General features: G+C 65.2%; 19 protein-coding genes. 11 read left to right on the forward strand and 8 right to left on the reverse strand.

Features of this window, described 5'->3' with window-relative positions:
• Positions 1-177: 177 nt before the first annotated feature.
• Genes A7G45_RS23985 through frdD form a run of 5 tightly spaced genes read left to right on the forward strand, consistent with a single transcriptional unit; the run spans position 178 to position 3,685 of the window.
• A complete protein-coding gene (locus A7G45_RS23985) occupies positions 178-420 on the forward strand; it encodes a hypothetical protein (protein WP_260940704.1) in 243 nt (80 codons plus the stop codon).
• Between the two features lie 9 nt (positions 421-429).
• Complete coding sequence (gene frdA / locus A7G45_RS23990) at positions 430-2,169, forward strand: fumarate reductase (quinol) flavoprotein subunit (protein WP_260940705.1); 1,740 nt, start codon at positions 430-432, stop codon at positions 2,167-2,169.
• A gap of 27 nt (positions 2,170-2,196) precedes the next feature.
• A complete protein-coding gene (locus A7G45_RS23995; protein WP_071286764.1) occupies positions 2,197-2,940 on the forward strand; it encodes a succinate dehydrogenase/fumarate reductase iron-sulfur subunit in 744 nt (247 codons plus the stop codon).
• Positions 2,937-3,329 (forward strand): succinate dehydrogenase/fumarate reductase transmembrane subunit, encoded by a 393-nt coding sequence (locus tag A7G45_RS24000; RefSeq protein WP_276555576.1) that lies wholly within the window; start codon positions 2,937-2,939, stop codon positions 3,327-3,329. The genes A7G45_RS23995 and A7G45_RS24000 overlap by 4 nt, the downstream gene beginning before the upstream one ends.
• Positions 3,326-3,685, forward strand: a complete 360-nt coding sequence (gene frdD, locus A7G45_RS24005; protein ID WP_083420331.1) for a fumarate reductase subunit FrdD — start codon at positions 3,326-3,328, stop codon at positions 3,683-3,685. Before A7G45_RS24000 ends, frdD begins: the two co-directional genes overlap by 4 nt.
• Here frdD and A7G45_RS24010 read toward each other — a convergent pair.
• The 6 genes from A7G45_RS24010 to A7G45_RS24035 all read right to left on the reverse strand — a co-directional run bounded on the left by A7G45_RS24010 (position 3,628) and on the right by A7G45_RS24035 (position 9,559).
• On the reverse strand, positions 3,628-4,131 hold the full coding sequence (locus A7G45_RS24010) for a hypothetical protein (protein WP_260940708.1): 504 nt from the start codon (positions 4,129-4,131) through the stop codon (positions 3,628-3,630). The two genes, frdD and A7G45_RS24010, sit on opposite strands and share 58 nt — an antisense overlap.
• Before the next feature lie 4 nt (positions 4,132-4,135).
• On the reverse strand, positions 4,136-5,383 hold the full coding sequence (locus tag A7G45_RS24015; protein ID WP_260940885.1) for a DUF58 domain-containing protein: 1,248 nt from the start codon (positions 5,381-5,383) through the stop codon (positions 4,136-4,138).
• Between the two features lie 5 nt (positions 5,384-5,388).
• Positions 5,389-6,357 (reverse strand): AAA family ATPase, encoded by a 969-nt coding sequence (locus A7G45_RS24020; protein WP_260940709.1) that lies wholly within the window; start codon positions 6,355-6,357, stop codon positions 5,389-5,391.
• Entirely contained in the window at positions 6,354-6,836 is a 483-nt protein-coding gene (locus A7G45_RS24025; RefSeq protein WP_260940710.1) for a hypothetical protein, read from the reverse strand. Before A7G45_RS24025 ends, A7G45_RS24020 begins: the two co-directional genes overlap by 4 nt.
• Positions 6,833-7,792: a DUF4129 domain-containing protein gene (locus tag A7G45_RS24030; protein WP_260940711.1), complete on the reverse strand. Its 960-nt coding sequence runs from the start codon at positions 7,790-7,792 to the stop codon at positions 6,833-6,835. Before A7G45_RS24030 ends, A7G45_RS24025 begins: the two co-directional genes overlap by 4 nt.
• A 108-nt stretch (positions 7,793-7,900) precedes the next feature.
• Positions 7,901-9,559, reverse strand: coding sequence for a GMC family oxidoreductase (locus A7G45_RS24035; RefSeq protein ID WP_260940713.1), 1,659 nt, complete (start codon positions 9,557-9,559; stop codon positions 7,901-7,903).
• A 601-nt stretch (positions 9,560-10,160) separates the two neighbouring features.
• Between A7G45_RS24035 and A7G45_RS24040 the strand changes: the two genes are divergently transcribed.
• A complete protein-coding gene (locus tag A7G45_RS24040; RefSeq protein WP_260940719.1) occupies positions 10,161-11,726 on the forward strand; it encodes a sugar transferase in 1,566 nt (521 codons plus the stop codon).
• An 86-nt stretch (positions 11,727-11,812) separates the two neighbouring features.
• Here the strand turns inward: A7G45_RS24040 and A7G45_RS24045 are convergent, their stop codons facing one another.
• Both A7G45_RS24045 and A7G45_RS32575 read right to left on the reverse strand, forming a co-directional pair.
• Positions 11,813-12,745 carry an amino acid--[acyl-carrier-protein] ligase gene (locus A7G45_RS24045; RefSeq protein ID WP_260940721.1) on the reverse strand — a complete coding sequence of 311 codons (933 nt, stop codon included), beginning with the start codon at positions 12,743-12,745 and terminating at the stop codon, positions 11,813-11,815.
• An 11-nt stretch (positions 12,746-12,756) separates the two neighbouring features.
• Positions 12,757-13,881, reverse strand: coding sequence for an acyl-CoA dehydrogenase family protein (locus A7G45_RS32575; protein ID WP_260940887.1), 1,125 nt, complete (start codon positions 13,879-13,881; stop codon positions 12,757-12,759).
• On the opposite strand from A7G45_RS32575, the gene A7G45_RS24055 reads away from it, so the two are divergent.
• The 5 genes from A7G45_RS24055 to A7G45_RS24075 are packed head-to-tail and all read left to right on the forward strand — an operon-like array spanning position 13,804 to position 18,059.
• Positions 13,804-13,974, forward strand: coding sequence for a hypothetical protein (locus A7G45_RS24055; RefSeq protein ID WP_260940893.1), 171 nt, complete (start codon positions 13,804-13,806; stop codon positions 13,972-13,974). The genes A7G45_RS32575 and A7G45_RS24055 overlap by 78 nt on opposite strands.
• Before the next feature lie 57 nt (positions 13,975-14,031).
• Positions 14,032-14,268 carry an acyl carrier protein gene (locus tag A7G45_RS24060; RefSeq protein WP_260940723.1) on the forward strand — a complete coding sequence of 79 codons (237 nt, stop codon included), beginning with the start codon at positions 14,032-14,034 and terminating at the stop codon, positions 14,266-14,268.
• A gap of 5 nt (positions 14,269-14,273) precedes the next feature.
• Entirely contained in the window at positions 14,274-15,254 is a 981-nt protein-coding gene (locus A7G45_RS24065) for a DUF1839 family protein (protein WP_260940725.1), read from the forward strand.
• A gap of 4 nt (positions 15,255-15,258) precedes the next feature.
• Positions 15,259-17,631, forward strand: a complete 2,373-nt coding sequence (locus tag A7G45_RS24070; RefSeq protein WP_260940727.1) for a glycosyl hydrolase 2 galactose-binding domain-containing protein — start codon at positions 15,259-15,261, stop codon at positions 17,629-17,631.
• On the forward strand, positions 17,628-18,059 hold the full coding sequence (locus tag A7G45_RS24075; protein WP_260940729.1) for a phosphopantetheine--protein transferase domain-containing protein: 432 nt from the start codon (positions 17,628-17,630) through the stop codon (positions 18,057-18,059). Before A7G45_RS24070 ends, A7G45_RS24075 begins: the two co-directional genes overlap by 4 nt.
• Positions 18,060-18,328: the final 269 nt, after the last annotated feature.

Consider the following 18,328-nt stretch of genomic DNA (forward strand, 5'->3'; position numbering starts at 1 on the left):
GAAATACCGCCGATCTCCTCACCCTACGCCGGAGTCCATCGCCGGAGTCCATCGCCGGAAGACTCGGAGGCTCCTGACCTCACCCGGCGGATGACCGCGTCGTCGTAGACGACCGGGTGCACCCGGGCATATCCTGAATGTGACCCACATCATTCTCCCGCTGCGAGGAGGCGAATGATGGTCGCGAGCACGACGCATTTCGACAGGCAAAAGGCGCCCTGTGGCCACCTGGCCGAGGGCTATCACCACGTCGAATCCGACGACGACGGCCTCAGCTACGACGACCTGAGATATGCGTGCGGCTGCCGCGAAGTTCGCCATGTGTACCACGACGGCACCACGCGGAACCGCACGATCCGGCATGACGGGAAGGTGCTGAGGGACGAGCACTGCGGTGAACACACCACGTTCGAGGCATAGGCCACGGCGATGACCGCCAATTACGACATCGTGGTGATCGGGGGCGGCGGCGCGGGTCTGCGCGCTGCGATCGCGGTCGCCGACACGAATCCCCGGCTGTCAGTGGCGATCGTCTCGAAGGTCTATCCGATGCGCAGTCATACGGTCTCGGCCGAGGGCGGCGCGGCAGGCGTGGTCGGCGACGATGACAGTCTCGACGAGCACGCGTACGACACGATCTCCGGTGGCGACTGGCTGTGCGACCAGGACGCGGTCGAGGCGTTCGTCGCCGAAGCACCCCGCGAACTGTTGCAGCTCGAACACTGGGGATGCCCGTGGAGCCGGAAACCGGACGGGCACATTGCCGTTCGCGCATTCGGCGGCATGAAGAAGTTGCGCACCTGGTTTGCCGCCGACAAGACGGGATTCCACTTGCTGCACACCCTGTTTCAGCGCGTGCTGGCATACCCCGACATCGTGCGCTACGACGAGTGGTTCGCCACAACGCTTCTCGTTGATGACGGCCGGGTGCGCGGAGTGGTCGCCATCGAGCTCGCCACCGGACGCATCGAAACCATCCTCGCCAACGCGGTCATCGTGTGCACCGGCGGGTGCGGCCGGGTGTTTCCGTTCACCACGAACGCCAATATCAAGACCGGCGACGGCATGGCGTTGGCGTTCCGGGCCGGCGCACCGCTCAAGGACATGGAGTTCGTTCAATACCACCCAACGGGCTTGCCGTTCACCGGAATCCTGATCACCGAGGCCGCCCGGGCGGAGGGCGGCTGGCTGGTGAACAAGGATGGCTACCGCTACCTGCAGGACTACGACCTCGGCAAGCCGACCCCGAAACCCCAGCTGCGCAGCATGGAACTCGGACCCCGCGACAGGGTGTCGCAGGCTTTCGTCCACGAGCAAGAGAAGGGCCGCACCGACGAAACCCCCTACGGTCCCGTGGTCTACCTCGACCTGCGACACCTCGGCGCCGAGCTGATCGATGCCAAACTGCCATTCGTCCGTGAGCTGTGCCGCGACTACCAGCACATCGACCCCGTCACCGAACTCGTCCCGGTGCGGCCGGTGGTGCACTACATGATGGGCGGCATCGACACCGACATCACTGGAGCCACAACACTTTCCGGTCTGTATGCAGCCGGGGAGACCGCATGCGTCAGCATCAACGGCGCCAACCGGCTCGGATCGAACTCATTGCCCGAACTGCTGGTCTTCGGTGCCCGCGCCGGCCGCGCCGCCGCGGAATACGTGTCCACCGCCGGTACCGCCTCGCCTTCCGTGCAGGCACAGGCGAGAGACGAGACGGGCCGGCTGGAACATGAGCTCGCCCGTCGCCGCGAGGGCAGTGAACGGATCGCGGACATCCGCACCGCCATGCAAACCACTCTGGAAACAGCGGCAGGCATCTATCGCGACGGACCGACGCTGGCCAAGGCCGTCGACCAGATCCGGGAACTGAAGGCCCGATTCGCCGTCGCCGGCCTCGACGATCACAGCCACACGTTCAACACCGAGCTGACGGCATTGCTCGAGCTGTCGGGGATGCTCGACATCGCAGAAACAATCGTGGAGTCCGGGCTGCATCGCGAGGAGTCGCGCGGTGCGCATCAGCGCACCGACTTCCCCAAGCGCGACGACGAGCGGTTCCTGGCACACACCATGGTGCGTCGGCAATCCGACGGCACCTCACGGGTCGACTACCACCCGGTCACCATCACTCGGTGGCCGCCGGGTGAACGTGTCTACGGGCGATAGCCCGGACGAGACGGGAGACGATGAGCGATGGCGGATCGAATCGTCATGGAAGTCACCAGATATCGCCCGGAGGTCGACACCACACCGGTGTTCCAGTCCTACGAAGTTCCCCTCACCCGGGAATGGGCAATTCTGGACGGCCTGAACTACATCAAGGATCACCTCGACGGCACCCTGACATTCCGCTGGTCGTGCCGGATGGGTATCTGCGGCAGCTGCGGAATGACCGTCAACGGCGACCCGAAGCTGGCCTGCGCAACATTCCTCGTCGACTATCTGCCCGGTCCGGTTCGGGTTGAGCCGCTGCGCAATTTCCCGATAGTCCGCGATCTCGTCGTCGACATCAGCGACTTCATGGCCAAGCTGCCCAAGGTCAAGCCGTGGATCATCCGGGACGACGAGAAGTCGGTGGACGACGGCGAATACCTGCAAACCCCAGCCGAATTGGCCGAATACAAACAGTTCAGCATGTGTATCAACTGCATGCTGTGCTACTCGGCGTGCCCCGTGTACGCGCTGGACCCCGACTTTCTGGGCCCCGCGGCAATCGCTCTGGGACAACGCTACAACCTCGATTCGCGCGATGACGGCGCGGCGGACCGCAGGGACGTGCTCGCCGCCGCGGACGGCGCATGGGCCTGCACGTACGTCGGCGAGTGCTCGACCGCGTGTCCGAAGGGAGTCGACCCGGCGGGGGCGATTCAGCGTTACAAGCTCACGGCGGCAACACATTCGGTGAAGCACCTGGTGTTCCCCAGGGGGACGCGATGACCACCTCCGCCCGACCGTACCGTCAACCGGTGCCCAGGCTCTGGTGGGCAAAACGACGCTCGTACCTGCTGTTCATGCTCCGCGAACTGAGTTGCGTCTTCGTCGCGTGGTCTGCCGGGTACCTGGTGCTGTTGGTGCGCGCGGTCGGCATGGGCGGCGATGCGTATCGCGATTTCCTGAGCACCGCCGCCACTCCCCCGGTCGTCGCGCTCAACGTCGTCGCGTTGGCGTTCTTGCTGTTGCACGCCGTCACCTGGTTCAGCCTGGCCCCACGGGCGATGGTGATCCATGCACGGGGACAGCGGATTTCGGCCCGTACGGTTCTCGCGGCCCACTACGTGGCGTGGCTGGCCGTCACCGCGGTGATCGCGTGGGTGGCATTGACATGAGTACGTCCGCGCGCCGCCGCCCCTCACCCGAGCCGTTCCTCTGGCTGCTGTTCAGTGCGGGCGGGATGGCCGCCGCCCTCGTGCTGCCCGCGGCCATGTTGTTGTTCGGGCTGCTGGTGCCGCTCGGGGTGGTCGATGCGCCTACTCATCTGCCGGCCATCGTGCGCAATCCGGTGACGAAATTGGTTCTCATCGGCGTCGTCGTGCTGGCGCTGTGGCATGCCGCGCACCGCTTCCGGTTCACGTTCGAACATGCGCTCCAGCTGGGCAGGTTCGATCGCGCGATCGCGCTATGTTGTTATGGCGCAGCTCTATTGGGGTCGGTCGGCGCGATCTGGATTTTGGTATCGGTGTGAGGACTCAAGGCCAGCACGTAGATGGCGACCACCGCCGGCGGCGCGAGCAGCGGTAGCCACGGCAGGTCGAGATTCAACGTGGTGGCGATCGCCCCGGCGGCCGTGAACCCGAGCATGGCAACCAATGTCGGTCTGGTCATGGTGACCACACCGGAGCCGGCGGCATGCCGCATCAGCAGGTAGGTGGCCGCTGAAAGTCCCGACAGCGCCGCGACCACCGGAGGTGCGTCGGACAGAGCCAGCGCGACCACGGTGAGCAGCACCGCGCCCGTGGCAGCCGCCCGAAACAGCAGTCCGGCTCCCACCGCCGCCAGCGCCGCCATCGAAACGACCGCCGCCGGGCCATGTGTCCCGACAGCTGCCGCAGCGACCATCAGGACGCCGAACCCGGTCGAAACGACCCGGGCACCCGGCTGGCTCCACCCGGCCTGCGCGGTGGTCGTCATCGCATCACCGTCTCGCTGTCCGTCGGCGAACCGGCATCAGCCGCAGCGCCTGATCCAGCGTGACGGCCGACGGCCAGGGCACCACGTCCACTCCGACGATCCCCATGTCGCGATACATCGCGTGCCGCTGCAAGGCCCACATGCGGGCCAGGGTCGAGTCCTGCTCGGCGTCGAAGGGCGGCCCCTCGAGAACGTCGACGGCCACCACGGTGTGCCTGCGTCCACGCAACTCCGTCAGCGCCAGCGTGAACGGGGTATCCAACAAGGTCGAGAAGGCGAACACGATCGCGCCTGACGGCACGGCCGCGCGCGGCGCCAATGTGCCTGTCGTGGTTTCGTATTCACGTCCCACGGACAACGCGGCGTCGAGCACCCGATAGAACTGGCGCTGGCCGATGTCGGCGCCGATCCACCGCGGGCGCAGGCTGCCGAGCGCGACGATGCCGGCGCGGTCACCGTTTCGCAGGGCGCTCTGCACCACCTGGGCGGCGCCGAGCACGACCCGCTCCATCGCGGCGCTCGCCGGGCCGGGCGGCTGCATGCTGGTGTCGATGAGAACGACCACATCGGCGGCACGGTGGGTCAGCCGTTCGGTGACATGCAGCCGGCCCCGGCGAGCGCTGACCGGCCAGTTGATGGTGCGCAGCTGGTCGCCGGGAAGGTAGGCGCGGACGTCGGCGTACTCGACGCCCGGGCCGACGTGCCGCGTGAGATGGGTGCCGAGCCGGTCAGGCAGTTCGATACGCGGTATCGGCGTCGATTGCGGCGGGGCAATGGGAAAGGCAAAGACTTCGGCGACGTCCACGGTGCCTGTCCCTGCCAACAGCCCGCCGCCGGCCACGACGTCAACCGTGGCCCGGATCGGGTAACGGCCCCATCGTTCGGCCGACACCGCAACCGTCTTCAGCTGCGCGGAACTGCCTTCGAGAACCTCGATATCCATTCCGGATTCGACCGACACCGTGACCTCGGACGCGACGCTCGGCGCTGCCGTCGTCACCGACACCGACAGCCGGGCCTCGTCGTCCTCGAAGCATCGCGTCAGGGCCGGCTGCCCCTCGACAAGCACCTTGGCGGCCGGACGCTGCCAACCGATCGAGCACAGCACGCCCAGCAGCGGCGCCGCGAAGGCGATCAGCTGCCAGCGGGGGCCGAGCACCGCCGCGGCGAGGGCCACAGCCGCGCATGTCGCGATGGCCAATGTCAGCGGTGAGGCACGCCAACGCAATTCGACCTCGCGCGGCTCGGTCACGTTCGTCACGCCGGCCCGCCGCGCGTCCGCGGCACGGGCAGGCGCTGCAACAGCTGCTCCACGATGTCGCTGCCGTGGACACTGCGCACCCACATCTCGGGTTTCAAGCTGATCCGGTGCGAAATCACCGGAATGGCGAGAGATTTGACGTCTTCGGGAATCACGTAGTCCCGGCCGAACAGCAGGGCACGTGCACGCGCGAGTTGAACGAGGTCGAGTTCGGCCCGCGGGCTGGCGCCCACGACCACCTGAGGGTGATTGCGGCTGGCGGCCGCCAGCGACACCACATAGTGCAGGACGTCGTCATGCACCGTCACCTGCTCGACCGACTCGCGCATGGCGAGCAGGTCATGCGCGTCGACAATCTGTTTCACTATCGGTTCGGCCGACCCGCGTTCCAGACGCCGGCGCAGCATCACCGTTTCGTCCGCACCCGACAGGTATTTCAGTTCGATCCTGACCGCGAACCGGTCCAGCTGCGCCTCCGGTAGCGGGTACGTGCCCTCGTATTCGATGGGGTTGTCCGTGGCAAGAACGATGAAGGGCGTTGGCAGCCGGTGGGTTTCGCCGTCGATGCTCACCTGGCTTTCCGCCATCGCCTCCAGCAGCGCAGCCTGAGTCTTCGGCGGCGTGCGGTTGATCTCGTCGCCCAGCAGCAGATTGGTGAAGATCGGCCCGCGACGGAACTCGAACCGGCCCGACTGCATGTCGTAGATGGTCGAGCCGAGCAGATCGGCGGGCAGCAGGTCCGGGGTGAATTGCACGCGAGTGAAGCTCAGTCCCAGCGCCCGGGCAAAAGACTTCGCGATCAACGTCTTTCCCAGTCCGGGGAGGTCCTCGATGAGCACGTGGCCACCCGCCAGCACGGAGGTCAAGATGAGGGTGAGCGCCGCGCGCTTCCCCACCACCACTCGTTCGATCTCGTCGAGCACCGCCTCGGCATGGGCCGTCGTCAACTCGGCCGGCATCGTCATAGCCGCTCCAATCGGTGCAGGATTTCGTCGAGCGTGGCCCGGCCAGGGCCCGGCTCCCCACGAGAGGAACGGAGGATGTTCTGCGGATCCACCCACTGCCACAACTGATCCCCGAAGACCATCCGGCCGGTGGCTTGCATCGCGGCCGGGTCCTTGGCCTGCTGCGCGCCGGTGGCCATGAAGAATTCGCGGGCCAGGGTGGGCCGCAAGTGGTGGTCCCAGTCGCCGCGCGTGGATTCCGACCACTGGATCAGCGTGTGGGTGCGAACCATCCAGTCGCGCAACGATTCCTCCGCGTCGTTCGCGATGGGTTCAGCCGGCGCCGGTCCACGGTCGGCCAGTCGGCGGCGGACGGCCAGCAATACGAGCGCCGCCGCAATGGCTGAAACCCACCCCACGACTCGGCGATCGCCGAGTAGCAGCGTGATCAGCTCCGCTCCCACCGCCAGTGAAATCCCTACGATCGCAAGCCGCTTCATGTCAGGCTCCGCAACTCGGCCAGCACCCGGCGAAGCGCCTCCGCAGCGATGTCGCGATGCCGTTCGGACATGACATGCGGGCTGAAACGGGCCTCGGCGAACAATGCCACGAGTTCGGTTGCGCTGCCGGCATGCAATGCGTGGTGTTCGACAGCACGGGCCAGCACTTCGGAGGGCGTATCGGAATCCTGTGGTTCGGCGCCGGGGGCGTCCGCGAGGGCGCGCTCCATCGCCGCATAGCAGGCGATGATCGACTCACGCGCCCCTCGGCTGCGATCGCCGATCTCGGCAAGGCCGAATTCCGCCGCGCGCGTGAGCGATTCCGGTGTGGACGCGGCGACAGGCGGTTCGTAGGCGTGGTCGATCGGCAGCTGAGGTTCGTTGGTTTGCCGTCTTCTGCGGACGACGACGGCAGCACCCCAGAGCAGCAGCATCACCGCCGTGGTGGCGAGCAGGTAGCCGAAGACGCTGTGCTCGGGTTGCGGAGGCGGCACCGGCATCGGAGCCGGCGGCGGCACTGCGGTGGGCGGTGTGCCGCCCGGCGCCTTGTTCGACGGGCCTTCCGAGATCGGGAGGTCGGGCAGCTGCAGCAGCTGCAGGTGGGAGAGCAGGACGACGAGCGCCAGCCACACCAGGAGGGCGCCGAGCCCGATCAGCAGTACCCTGCGCACCGGCTTCCACCCGAGCTTGCCCTCGAACGAGCCTGGCAGCGCGAAGGGGGCCGACGCGGCGGCCGGCCGTGGGCGCCGTAGCGACGAGATGACGCCGATCCCGACAATGACGACCGAGACGATGAGCAGCGTGTCCACGCCAACCACGCTCGCGGTGCTGTGCGTCGGCTCGTCTGGGTGTGGGTGACCAACACCCGGCAGATATCCGCGCAGCGCGACGGCGACAACGAACAGCAGTACGAGGACCGCGACCACGCGCCCCAACGCTTTGTCGATACCGCTCATCGGTACACCGCTCGGTTGTTTGCCCTGCCTCCATCGTGACATGCAACAGCGGATCCCGGGGAGATACTGAGCGGCCGATGGGGTTGTCGGCGACGAGTGATGCCGCAGCTAGCGGGACATCGCCCACGGAGTGGCTCGCGGCTGGCGTTCGCGCGGGCCTACGAGCGCGAGTCCGCCAGCGGGAGTATCCAGGATGAGGTCGGCAGCTCGGGCGGCCATTGCCATCGCGGGCGCATTGGTGTTGCCCGCGACCATGATCGGCAATATCGACAGGTCTACGACACGAAGTCCATCGATGCCGCGGACGCGCAGTTGATCATCGACCACGTCGTCGTCGTCGGGTCCCATGCCGCAGGTTCCGATGGCGTGGAACCCGGTGAGCCCCTGTGCCATCGCGTTGTACAGGAGTTCATCGTCAGACTGGACGTCGTCGCCGGGGGCCAGCTCCGCTTCGACCAACGCGGCGATCGGGGACTGGCGGAACACCTCACGCATGGTTCGCAACACCCGGACAGCCGCGGCGCGGTCGTGCGCGGTGGCGAGATAATTCGGGTCGATCATCAGGGGTTCGTCCGGATCGGCTGAGCTGATCCAGACGCTGCCTTCGGACGTCGGCCGCAGGATTTCGCCCATGCACGAGAGACCTGGCAGTCGTTCGACGTGTCCGCCGTGACCGGACAGCGTCAGAGCGGTGATCAGCATCTGGCCGTCGACCCGCGGCTGATCAGGATCGGTCTTGAAGAATGCCAGCACGTCGCCGGCCGGTGCAGCCAGCGGTCCGCAACCGGTGGCGGCGTACTTGATCGTGGACCGGATTTTGCCCGGCATGGTCGACAAGTGCCGGTTGTGTCCGATGTCCCGATTGAGCCGGTACGTATTCACCAGCGTCCGGTGGTCCCGCATCCGCCGACCAACGTGTGAGCGCTCCAGGTAGAGCGGCACTCCCGCGGCGGCCAACGTCTCGCGCGGCCCGATACCCGAGAGCTGCAACAACTTTGGTGAACCAAGCGCGCCGAGGCTGAGCACCACCTCGCAATTCGCCCGCACGACGGTAGACGTCGAGCCCTGGCGAATCACCACTCCGGTGGCCCGTCCCCTGGTCAGCTCCAGCCGCTCTGCGGTGGCGCCCGTGAGTACCCGCAAGTTGGGGCGGCCGCGCACCGGGCTCAGGAATGCGGTAGCGGCGCTGACTCGCCTACCGTTGTGAATTGTGGCTGGGGCCAGTCCGATCCGCGGTTCGTCCGATTCATTCAGATCGTCGAGGTAGCGCATGCCCAGGCGGGTGCCGGCAGCGATGGTGGCCAGCGAGATCGGGTCAGGGTCGGTGACGACACTGATCGCGAGCTCGCCTCCGAAACCCCGGCTCGACGACCTGCCGATGGTGTTGTGTTCGAAACTGCGGTAGGTGGCCAAGATGTCATCCCAACCCCAGCCGATGTTGCCGCGCCGCTCCAGTTCATCGAAGTCGGCTTGCTGGCCGCGGTTGTAGACCATGCCGTTGACCGAGCTGGATCCGCCCAGAACTTTGCCGCGGGGCCACAGTTCGGCGGTGCTGTCAGGGCCGAACGGGATGGTCTGGTGCTGCCAGACGTACCGAGGATTGTCGAACAGCCGACTGCCGAGTTTGGGCACTCGCAGATAGGGGCTGCTCGCGCGGCCGCCGGCTTCGATCAGCAGCACCCGGTTGTGGGCACTGGCGGACAGGCGGTTGGCTAGCACGCACCCCGCAGCACCTGCTCCGACCACGATGTAGTCGAACTCGGCCATCCCGACCTCCGGTCGCAACTTTGTTTGGCAGAATCTTTGCTGTCACTGCATGCGCAAGTACGTAATGGCACCAAATAGTGGCATAGATCTGCGATAAGTGGCTAGCTATAGCTCGCTGGCAATGTTCTGTCGATTCGCCAAAATTGCACATCAGCGACAAATGTTCAGGCCGGACCTCGACAATCTGCGCGGCCGATCACCTCATCGACCTGCGCCGATCGCCGGCGAGCTGCCACAACGACGCCGCGGCGCCCCGGTCAGCCCGGCGAGGCAATCGGTCGCCGACACCACGCATCACCCGGTCGGCATCTGGCTGCCGATCGCACGGGCGGCCCAGGCCCCTACGCCCACGAATCCCAGTCGCCTCACAGGCCGGCGGGCGCGTTGTGAGGTACACAACACCGGTTGGTTAGCTGCCCTACTTGCCGGAAGCAAACCATAGGTATAACTTTGCTGAATCTGCAGCTGCTAACACAACTGTGGAGGTGCGTCGCCATCGTGGGCACGCACACGACCCCCAAAGCCGCCGGCTCACCCAGCACCGGCCACCGGGGTTGCGCCGACCAAGTGTGTCCCGCCCAGCAGAGAGCCGACCGCAGCCATGTCGACCACCACCATCGCAACACCCCAGGTCACAGCACGACATACGCCCACCTCCGACACCACCACCACACCGGCCGAGGCACTGCCGACACCGGCCATCCACAGCAACCGCGGACGCTCACGACGTGAGCAGCGTCACGCAAAAATCGCCCGAAAACTCATTTTTAGCGATGCACTAGTTATTTGCTGTTCTGTCATTTTCGGGCAAATTGCGCGGTTCGCCACCACCGCCGGCCACCCCGTCTACGTCTCCTGGGACTCCGGCCCCCACATCCGCTACATCGCCGTCTCGGCCACCCTGGCCGTGCTCTGGATGGGCTTCCTATCCCTCGGCAGCCGGTCGCCGAAAGTCGTCGGCCGCGGCCTCGACGAATACGTCACCCTCGTCGCCGCCACCCTCCAGTTGTTCGGCCTCATCGCCATCAGCTGCACGCTGTTTCGTCTGGACATCTCCCGCGGCTACCTGGCCATCGCGCTGCCCGTAGGCCTGACCGGGCTCATCATCACGCGCTGGGCCTGGCGCCGCATCAACGCCGGCAGGCACCGCAACGGCCTCGACCAAAGCCACCTGCTCGTCGTTGGCGCCACCAGCGCTGCGGCCGACATCGCCACCGAATTCGCGAAGGATCCATGGGTCGGGTACCAGGTGGTCGGCTTCTGCACCCCCATGGGACCCATCCACGGCAAAGAGGTCATCAGCGTCGCCGGCCACGACATCCCCATCGTCGGCAGCGACGAGGCCATCCTCGACGCCGTCCAACGCACCGGCGTCGACACCGTCGCCCTGGCCGCCACTCACCACCTGAGCCCAGTCGCCATCCGCCGGTTGATGTGGGAATTGGAGGAGCAAGGAGTCGACCTGATGGTCGCCCCCGGCCTCATCGACATCGCCGACCAGCGGCTGACCAGCCGCCCGGTCGCCGGCATGGCCGTCTTCGAGATCGCCAAACCCCAATACAGCCAAGCCAATTCGTTGATCAAGCGAGCCTTTGACGTACTATTCGCAACTATCGCCCTGATCGCCATCGCACCGGTGATGATCGTGACCGCCATCGCCGTCAAACTCACCAGCGCCGGACCCATCTTCTACAAGTCAGAGCGCATCGGCATGGACGGCGTGCCATTCCGGATGACCAAATTCCGCAGCATGTACCAAGACGCCGACAGCCGTCAGGCCGAAATGATCGCCGCCAACGGCGGCAACGCGATGTTCTTCAAGATGAAGAACGATCCCCGTATCACGCCCGTCGGCAAGATCATCCGCAAATTCAGCATCGACGAACTCCCCCAGTTCTTCAACGTGCTGACCGGCGAGATGAGTGTCGTCGGCCCCCGACCCCAAGTCCGCCGCGAAGTCGACACCTACGACGACCTCGTCAGCCGCCGCCTCACCGTCAAACCCGGCCTCACCGGACTCTGGCAAGTCAGCGGCCGCTCCGACCTAGAAGTGGAAGACGCTGTGCGCCTTGACCTCAGCTACGTCGAGAACTGGTCACTACTCCAAGACATTCTCATCATCACCAAAACAATCCGCACCGTCGTCGCAGGTGACGGCGCCTACTAACCACGCGAGATACACCACCCATCAGACCCTGGGTCCCGAACGATGTCCCCGATCCATCGTTCGGGACCCAGTCCTGTCTGCGGTGTTCACCAGCCCAACGTGGACCGGACGCCTGACGGCCACGAATCAGCCTGCAGGCCATGGTTTCTCAGCAGCGCCAGGGCAATGCGCTCCATTCCGAACCCTACGCATGCACTGTGCGCCGTTGCGCCGTCCGAGGTCGACAACCCGAACGTGTCGCCGAAATGGTCGCGGTGGCAGTTGGCCGAGACCACCGCCGTGCCGTCGTCCAGATCACCGTAGAGCCGCACCAGCAGTTCGGTTTTCAGATCCTCGTCTCTCTGGTTGGCCGCCAACATACGGCCGACCCTCCCGAAGAACGGGTCGTTGGCGGCTGCAGGCCGAGCCTCCAGGCCGAGCGCGGTGAGCACCTCCATCCCGTGCGTCACCCACGAATCACGATGGGCCTCTGCCTGCTCGGGTGCGCCGACGCATACATACTCGTGCATCCGGAAGGCCTGCATCCGCGCCGGGTCGATCGCCGGCTCGTGGCGGAAACAGTATCCATAGATATCCATCAGAACGCCGTCTGCCGGAAGAACCTTCGGCAAGGTGCCATAACTGGGATGGCACGCGGCGGACACCAGCATGGTGCCAGCCGGACTCAAATGTCCGTCCCACGGCAGACCAGCATCGCGATCGGCCAGCAATGCCCGATGTTCGGTGTTGCCGCCGGCGAACGTCGAGATGGAGCCGGTCAGATTCGGAAAAGACGCGATGTAGTCGGTCTTCTCGAAAGCCTCACGGGGGTAGAGCGGTGGGAACCTCAGCACTGCTGCGTCGTCTCCGTGTACCGCTGCACCTTTGCCACGGACTGCGAAATCAATGCCGTCGACGATCTTCTCGAAGTCTCCGCCACGGCCGTAGAGTCCGTCGATCCCCAGCGGGATCAGCAGGCCGGCACCGATCAGCTCATTACGAAATTGGTTGCGCGCCAGTTCAAGCGAGTCGCCAGTCATGTTCAGATCCTTTACCCCCGGTAGGCCAACACAAGATTGGCGTTGTTCAATCGGATGCGTTCATTGGAAACCATCAGCTGCGGCCCGAATGCGTCCCGCAGCAGCCGCCCCATACTCAATGCGTGGTCCTCGCGGTAGCCGTTGAGGCCGACGATCTTCAGCGCTTCGGTGACCACCTCGATCACCGCCGTCGACGCGGCAATCTTCAGATTGTTCATGGCGACCATGAAGCTGATCGTCGCCTCCGCGGCTTCGGATTCAACCAACGCCTGATAGCGCCCGACCTCGTGCAGCACCATCGATTCGAAACTCTGGTGCGTGACGGTCAAGTCGGCCAGCAGCGACGCTTGCGGCACGGTCTTGTCCGGTGCTTTGCGCGCAGCCTGCCGAACCGTGGTGCGAGCCTTGGCATATGCCGCGTCTGCGATACCCAGCCAGACTGACGCCCAGAGCGTATGCGAGGCGGGCAACATCGTGGTGGCCAGGATGCTCGCGTAGTCGGCCGGCACGAGATTGGCCGGTGAGGTCCGAGCCGAAAGCAGATAACCCGGGCTGCAGGTGCCACGAAATCCCATGGTGTCCCACGTGCTCGTGCGCTCTAGACGAGTGTCGGCAGACGGGCACAGCAGTAGCACCTGATCATTGTTGGCCGCGTCAGGATGGCGCCGCGCAGTCGCGCCGATGTAGTCGGCGAATTCCGCGTACGAGATGACTGGCGCGTTCTTGTCCAACACCACAGCGTCTCCGTCAGTGACCACCGCACAAGTGGACGAGCCGATATCACCGCCCGTGGTGATCTCCGTGGTTGCTGACGCAATAAGTGATTCATTTGCTGCAATCGTTTTTGCGAGCCCCGCCGCAGGTCCCGACCGGGCATACTTCGCGAGCACCAGGGCCTGCGTCTGGTGCATCGCGAACACCATGCCGGCGGCGCTGCACGCAGCCCCGAGCGACCGGGCGACGACCGCCAGCTCACCGATCCGATAGCCCTGACCACCGAGCTCGGGCGGAAGCCCGCACGACAGTAGTTTTGCCTGTTTGAGTGCATTGACAGCCTCATGAGGGAAGCGCGCATCGCGGTCGACGTCGGCGGCGGCGTCGGCGGCGGCGCGTACAGCGTCGGCGAGTCCCGGGATAGCCGGCGCACTCCGCGCGGCAGCACCGTCATGGTCGGGCATATCGACTCCCTCGGGATGGCCACCGACAACCTGGATTCTGGCGGCGTGTGAGTTAGCTGTAACAGCCACAGCGAACTACAATCAGAACTTACTCTGTATGATAGAACCATGCGGGAAACGATCGAGCGGGTTTTGGTGGCGCACGGCAGAATGGCCGTCGACCCAACCGGGGTGGCCGACGATGCCGACCTCTACGAATTGGGCCTCACGTCCCATGCGTCGGTGAACGTCATGCTTGCGCTAGAAGACGAGTTCGACATCGAATTCCCGGACGAAGCCCTCAAGAAATCCACCTTCGCCTCGATTCAGAACATCCAGACCGTCGTCTCCACCCTCGCCAAGTAGGGCACATGTCACTCGCCGCGGTGCCGCAGACCGCAACGGGCCTGCGGATCGACGCCGTCCCCGGGGACTACCAACAGCATTTCACCCATGGCCCCGAACGCATCTGGACTGAGACGAACTGCTACCTCGACCTGTGGATCGAAGTTCTCAATTGCCTTGGGCTGGACCCCGTTCCGACCTTCGCGGCGCTACTTTCCGCCGATCACGACGGATTGAGCTGGACGTTCGGCAAACAGCAACCCGAGGACCTGCGCCGCCTCTACGGCATCGAGGTCGACGAGGAGAATTCGTGGCTCCCCGTGCTTGAGCTGATCGAAACAGGGCCTCCACGCGGTGTGTTGCACACGGTCGAGGTCGACAGCTGGTGGCTTGCCGACACTGCTGGAACCGCGTACCGCACCGAGCACGTCAAGACCACGATCACCCCGGTTCGGATCGACCCCGCGAACCGGCGACTGTGGTACCTGCACAACGCCGGACTGTTCGAACTCGGCGGCGACGACTTCGATGGTGTCTTCGGCCTGACCGCCGAATCCGCGTTGCCGCTGCCGCCCTATATCGAGGTGATCCGGCACTTTCCCGACCGCGCTCAGCCCGGTGCCCTGGCCAGCATTGTGCGCGAGCACCTTTCGCGCCGACCGGACGGTAATCCGATCGATCGCCTTGCCGCATGTGTCGACCACGCCGCGACCTGGCTGCCCGACGCAAGCATGGAGCGCTTCCATTTGTGGGCTTTTGCATCGCTGCGGCAGTGCGGAGCGTGCGCCGAACTGCTTGCTGATCTGGCCGAGCACCTCGACAACGACTTCCCTGGCGCGGCAGCGGCAGCAGCTCCGCTGCACGAGGTGGCCGCCAACGCAAAATCATTGCAGTTCAAGATGTCCCGCGTCGCCAGCGGTCGCAAGGCTGACGTGTCCCCCGTCCTCACGACCATGGCCGGCAACTGGCAGCTCGCACTCGACGTCATCGCCGACGCGGTAGGTTAGCCCGATGCTGGAGCGCTGGCAGGTGCTGCGGTGCGACCCGGACACCATCGCGCGGCCCGACGAGTTGGCCGACAAATGGAGTACTGCAACGGTTTTCGAGGCACCGGCAACCGTGGCAACAGTGCAGCAGGGGAATCCCGACGACTACGACTGGTGGTGTCGGACCACGTTGGCGGTCGAGCAGCCGACGAGCATCGACTTCGAAGGACTGACCTTTCCGGCCACGGTATTTCTCGATGGCAAACCGGTCGGCGAATGCGAGTCGATGTTCCTGCCCACCCGCATCGACTGTGATGCCGGCAATCACGAGGTGACGATCCGCTTCGGTTCGATGAATCAGTGGCTGAGAACTCGCCGCCCCCGAGGGCGGTGGCGTTCGGCCCTGGTCGGCACGCCTGGCCTGAGGTGGGCTCGGAGCACGCTGATCGGACGGGCCCCGGTCTACGGGAAGCTCCCTGCCCCCGTGGGCATTTGGCGTCCGGTGACCGCTGTACCGACCCGCATTCATACCGAGGCGACAGCACGGGTCGAAGGCAACGTGGTGACTGTGCGCGGTACCACCAACGCCGCATCGATCCGGCTCACCCTCCGAGACCCGTCCGGCCGGAGCATTGCCGCTGAGACCACGACCCCGGCCGCTGGTGAATTCCGATTCGATGTGACCGTCACCGAACCTCTGCTCTGGTGGCCCAATGGCTATGGCCCACAGCATCTCTATCGGGTCGCCGTCGAAGCCGACGGGGTCGCAGTCGCCGAGATGACCGTGGGCTTCCGAACGATTTCGGTGTCCGACGAACGATTCCGGATCAGCGTGAACGGCACTCCGATCTTCTGTCGGGGCGCGACCTGGTCCCCTCCGGATCCAGTGCGGATGTATGCCGACGACGCTCAGATCTCCGACCAGGTCGAGGCCTTCGCCGCTTCGGGAGCGACGATGGTGCGGGTCGTGGGCGGCCTGGCATATGAGCAAGACGAGTTCTGGCAGGCCTGCGCCGAGGCCGGACTGCTGGTCTGGCAGGACACCATGTTGGCGACGTTTGATCCGCCGGCAGAGCACGGCGGACTGATCACTCGAGAACTGATCGCAGTCCTGCAACGGGTCTCGGGCAATCCAGCACTGGCGGTGGTCAGCGGCGGCAGTGAGACGCTCCAACAGCCGGAGATGATGGGGCTCAGCCACGAGGAGTCCGCGATGGAGGTGATCGACTCACTGCTACCCGCGGCCGTGGCGGAACATGCTGACGCGCACTACGTCCGGTCCACACCTGCACCGCCACCGGGTAGCGGCGATCTGGCCATCCGGCCGGACACCGGAACAGCGCATTGGTTCGGCGTCGGCGGCTACCTGCAGCCGATCGCCGCAGTACGCAGCGCAGGAGTCCAGTTCGCTGCCGAGAGTCTCGCGTTCTCCAACCCGCCGATGCTCGACCACATCGAGCGACATTTCGGTTCCGCCGCAGTGGCCGGTCATCACCCCGAGTGGAAGACGGGTGTACCGAGGGACCGCGGATCGTCGTGGGATTTCGAAGATGTCCGCGACTTCTACGCGCAGGCGGTGTTTGGCGAAAACCTGCTGGCCGTCCGCCGCACCGATCCCGAGCGGTACCTGCAGTTGGGCCGGCTGGCAGTCGCCACCGCGATGCGTGAATGCTTCGCGTTCTGGCGGCGCGCAGATTCCGGCTGCAGCGGCGCGCTGGTGCTGTCCGGCCGAGATTTGACCCCCGGCGCCGGATGGGGCCTGCTCGACTCTGACGGCCACGCGAAACCCGCGCTGTCGGTACTTGGCAGGGTGTGGGCACCTGTGGCGGTTCTGCTTTCCGACGAGGGCCTCGCCGGCATCCGAGTCGATATTCACAATGACACCGACGCGGCGCTGCACGGTGAATTGACTTTGACCGCAACCAGTTCCGCGGGCGTGACCATCGACGTGACACGGAGTATCGCGGTGCCGGCGGCGTCGTCGATCACATTTGCCGACGCAGAATTATCCGGCCGGTTCCGTGATCTGTCTCATGGCTTCAAGTTCGGCCCGCCAACCGCGGATGCCGTGCAAGTCACGGCGGCATTCGACGGCGGCCCCACACTGCATGACGTGCTGATCACCAATCCCGCGGGCCGGCAGCTCGCATCGTCGGTGACGGCCACCGCTTCGCGTCAGACGGACGACGGTTGGGTCCTCGAACTGCTGTCCGAGGTGGCGGTGCGGTACGTCGACGTCGACATTCCAGGTTGGTCTGCAGGCGACAACTATTTCGATCTGGCTCCACGGCTGCCTCGCCAGATACCGCTACTCCGTCACGATGGCAATGAAACACCCACCGGCACGGTCGGATCGATCGACCTGCGCGCACGCACCCTGATCCGGAGCCTGACATGATTCCTCCCGACCTGCAGATACCAGGGCATCGCATCCGTATCGGTTGCGACGTGGTGAGCCTCGGCGAGATCGAATACTCCGTGTCGACGTTCGGCGCGCGGTTCCTTTCGAAGATCTACACCGCCGGCGAACTCGCCGCGTGTGCCGGCCCGAATCAGCTGCCCCGGCTCGCAGCCCGATTTGCCGCGAAAGAAGCAGCCATAAAAGCGTTTTCGGCCCCCGATGCGCACTTCGTGCCGGCGGAGATCGAGGTGGTCACGTCCAAGCCCCTTGCGACGCTTCGGCTGACCGGCTCGGCCGCAGAGCTGGCCGCTGCGCAGAACTGGCATCAGATCTCGCTGTCGCTGACGCACGCCGAGTGCCACGCCGCAGCTGTGGTGGTGGCGGTCTGCGGCGAAGGCGACACCCGGTCAATCCGCGCAGAGTGACCCGCACATGCCCTGCGCTTCTGTTGCTGTAATTGCACGACTGGTGATTTCAGCAATAGTTTGCGCACCTGAATCACACCCATTCAGAGGCGATGCCAATCTACGAAATATGTTGTTACACATCATATTATTGCAATTTGGACACTGTCATGAACCGCCTACCGTCGCCCTTGATGACAACCTATAGCGATGCCTGTTGATTGGCCAGAAAATTTGCCATATCGCGGCACGTTCACTACTGTCTAGCTCACACGAATGGGTTTGGAGGG

This window comes from Mycolicibacterium llatzerense, assembly GCF_025331195.1.
Lineage (GTDB): Bacteria > Actinomycetota > Actinomycetes > Mycobacteriales > Mycobacteriaceae > Mycobacterium > Mycobacterium llatzerense.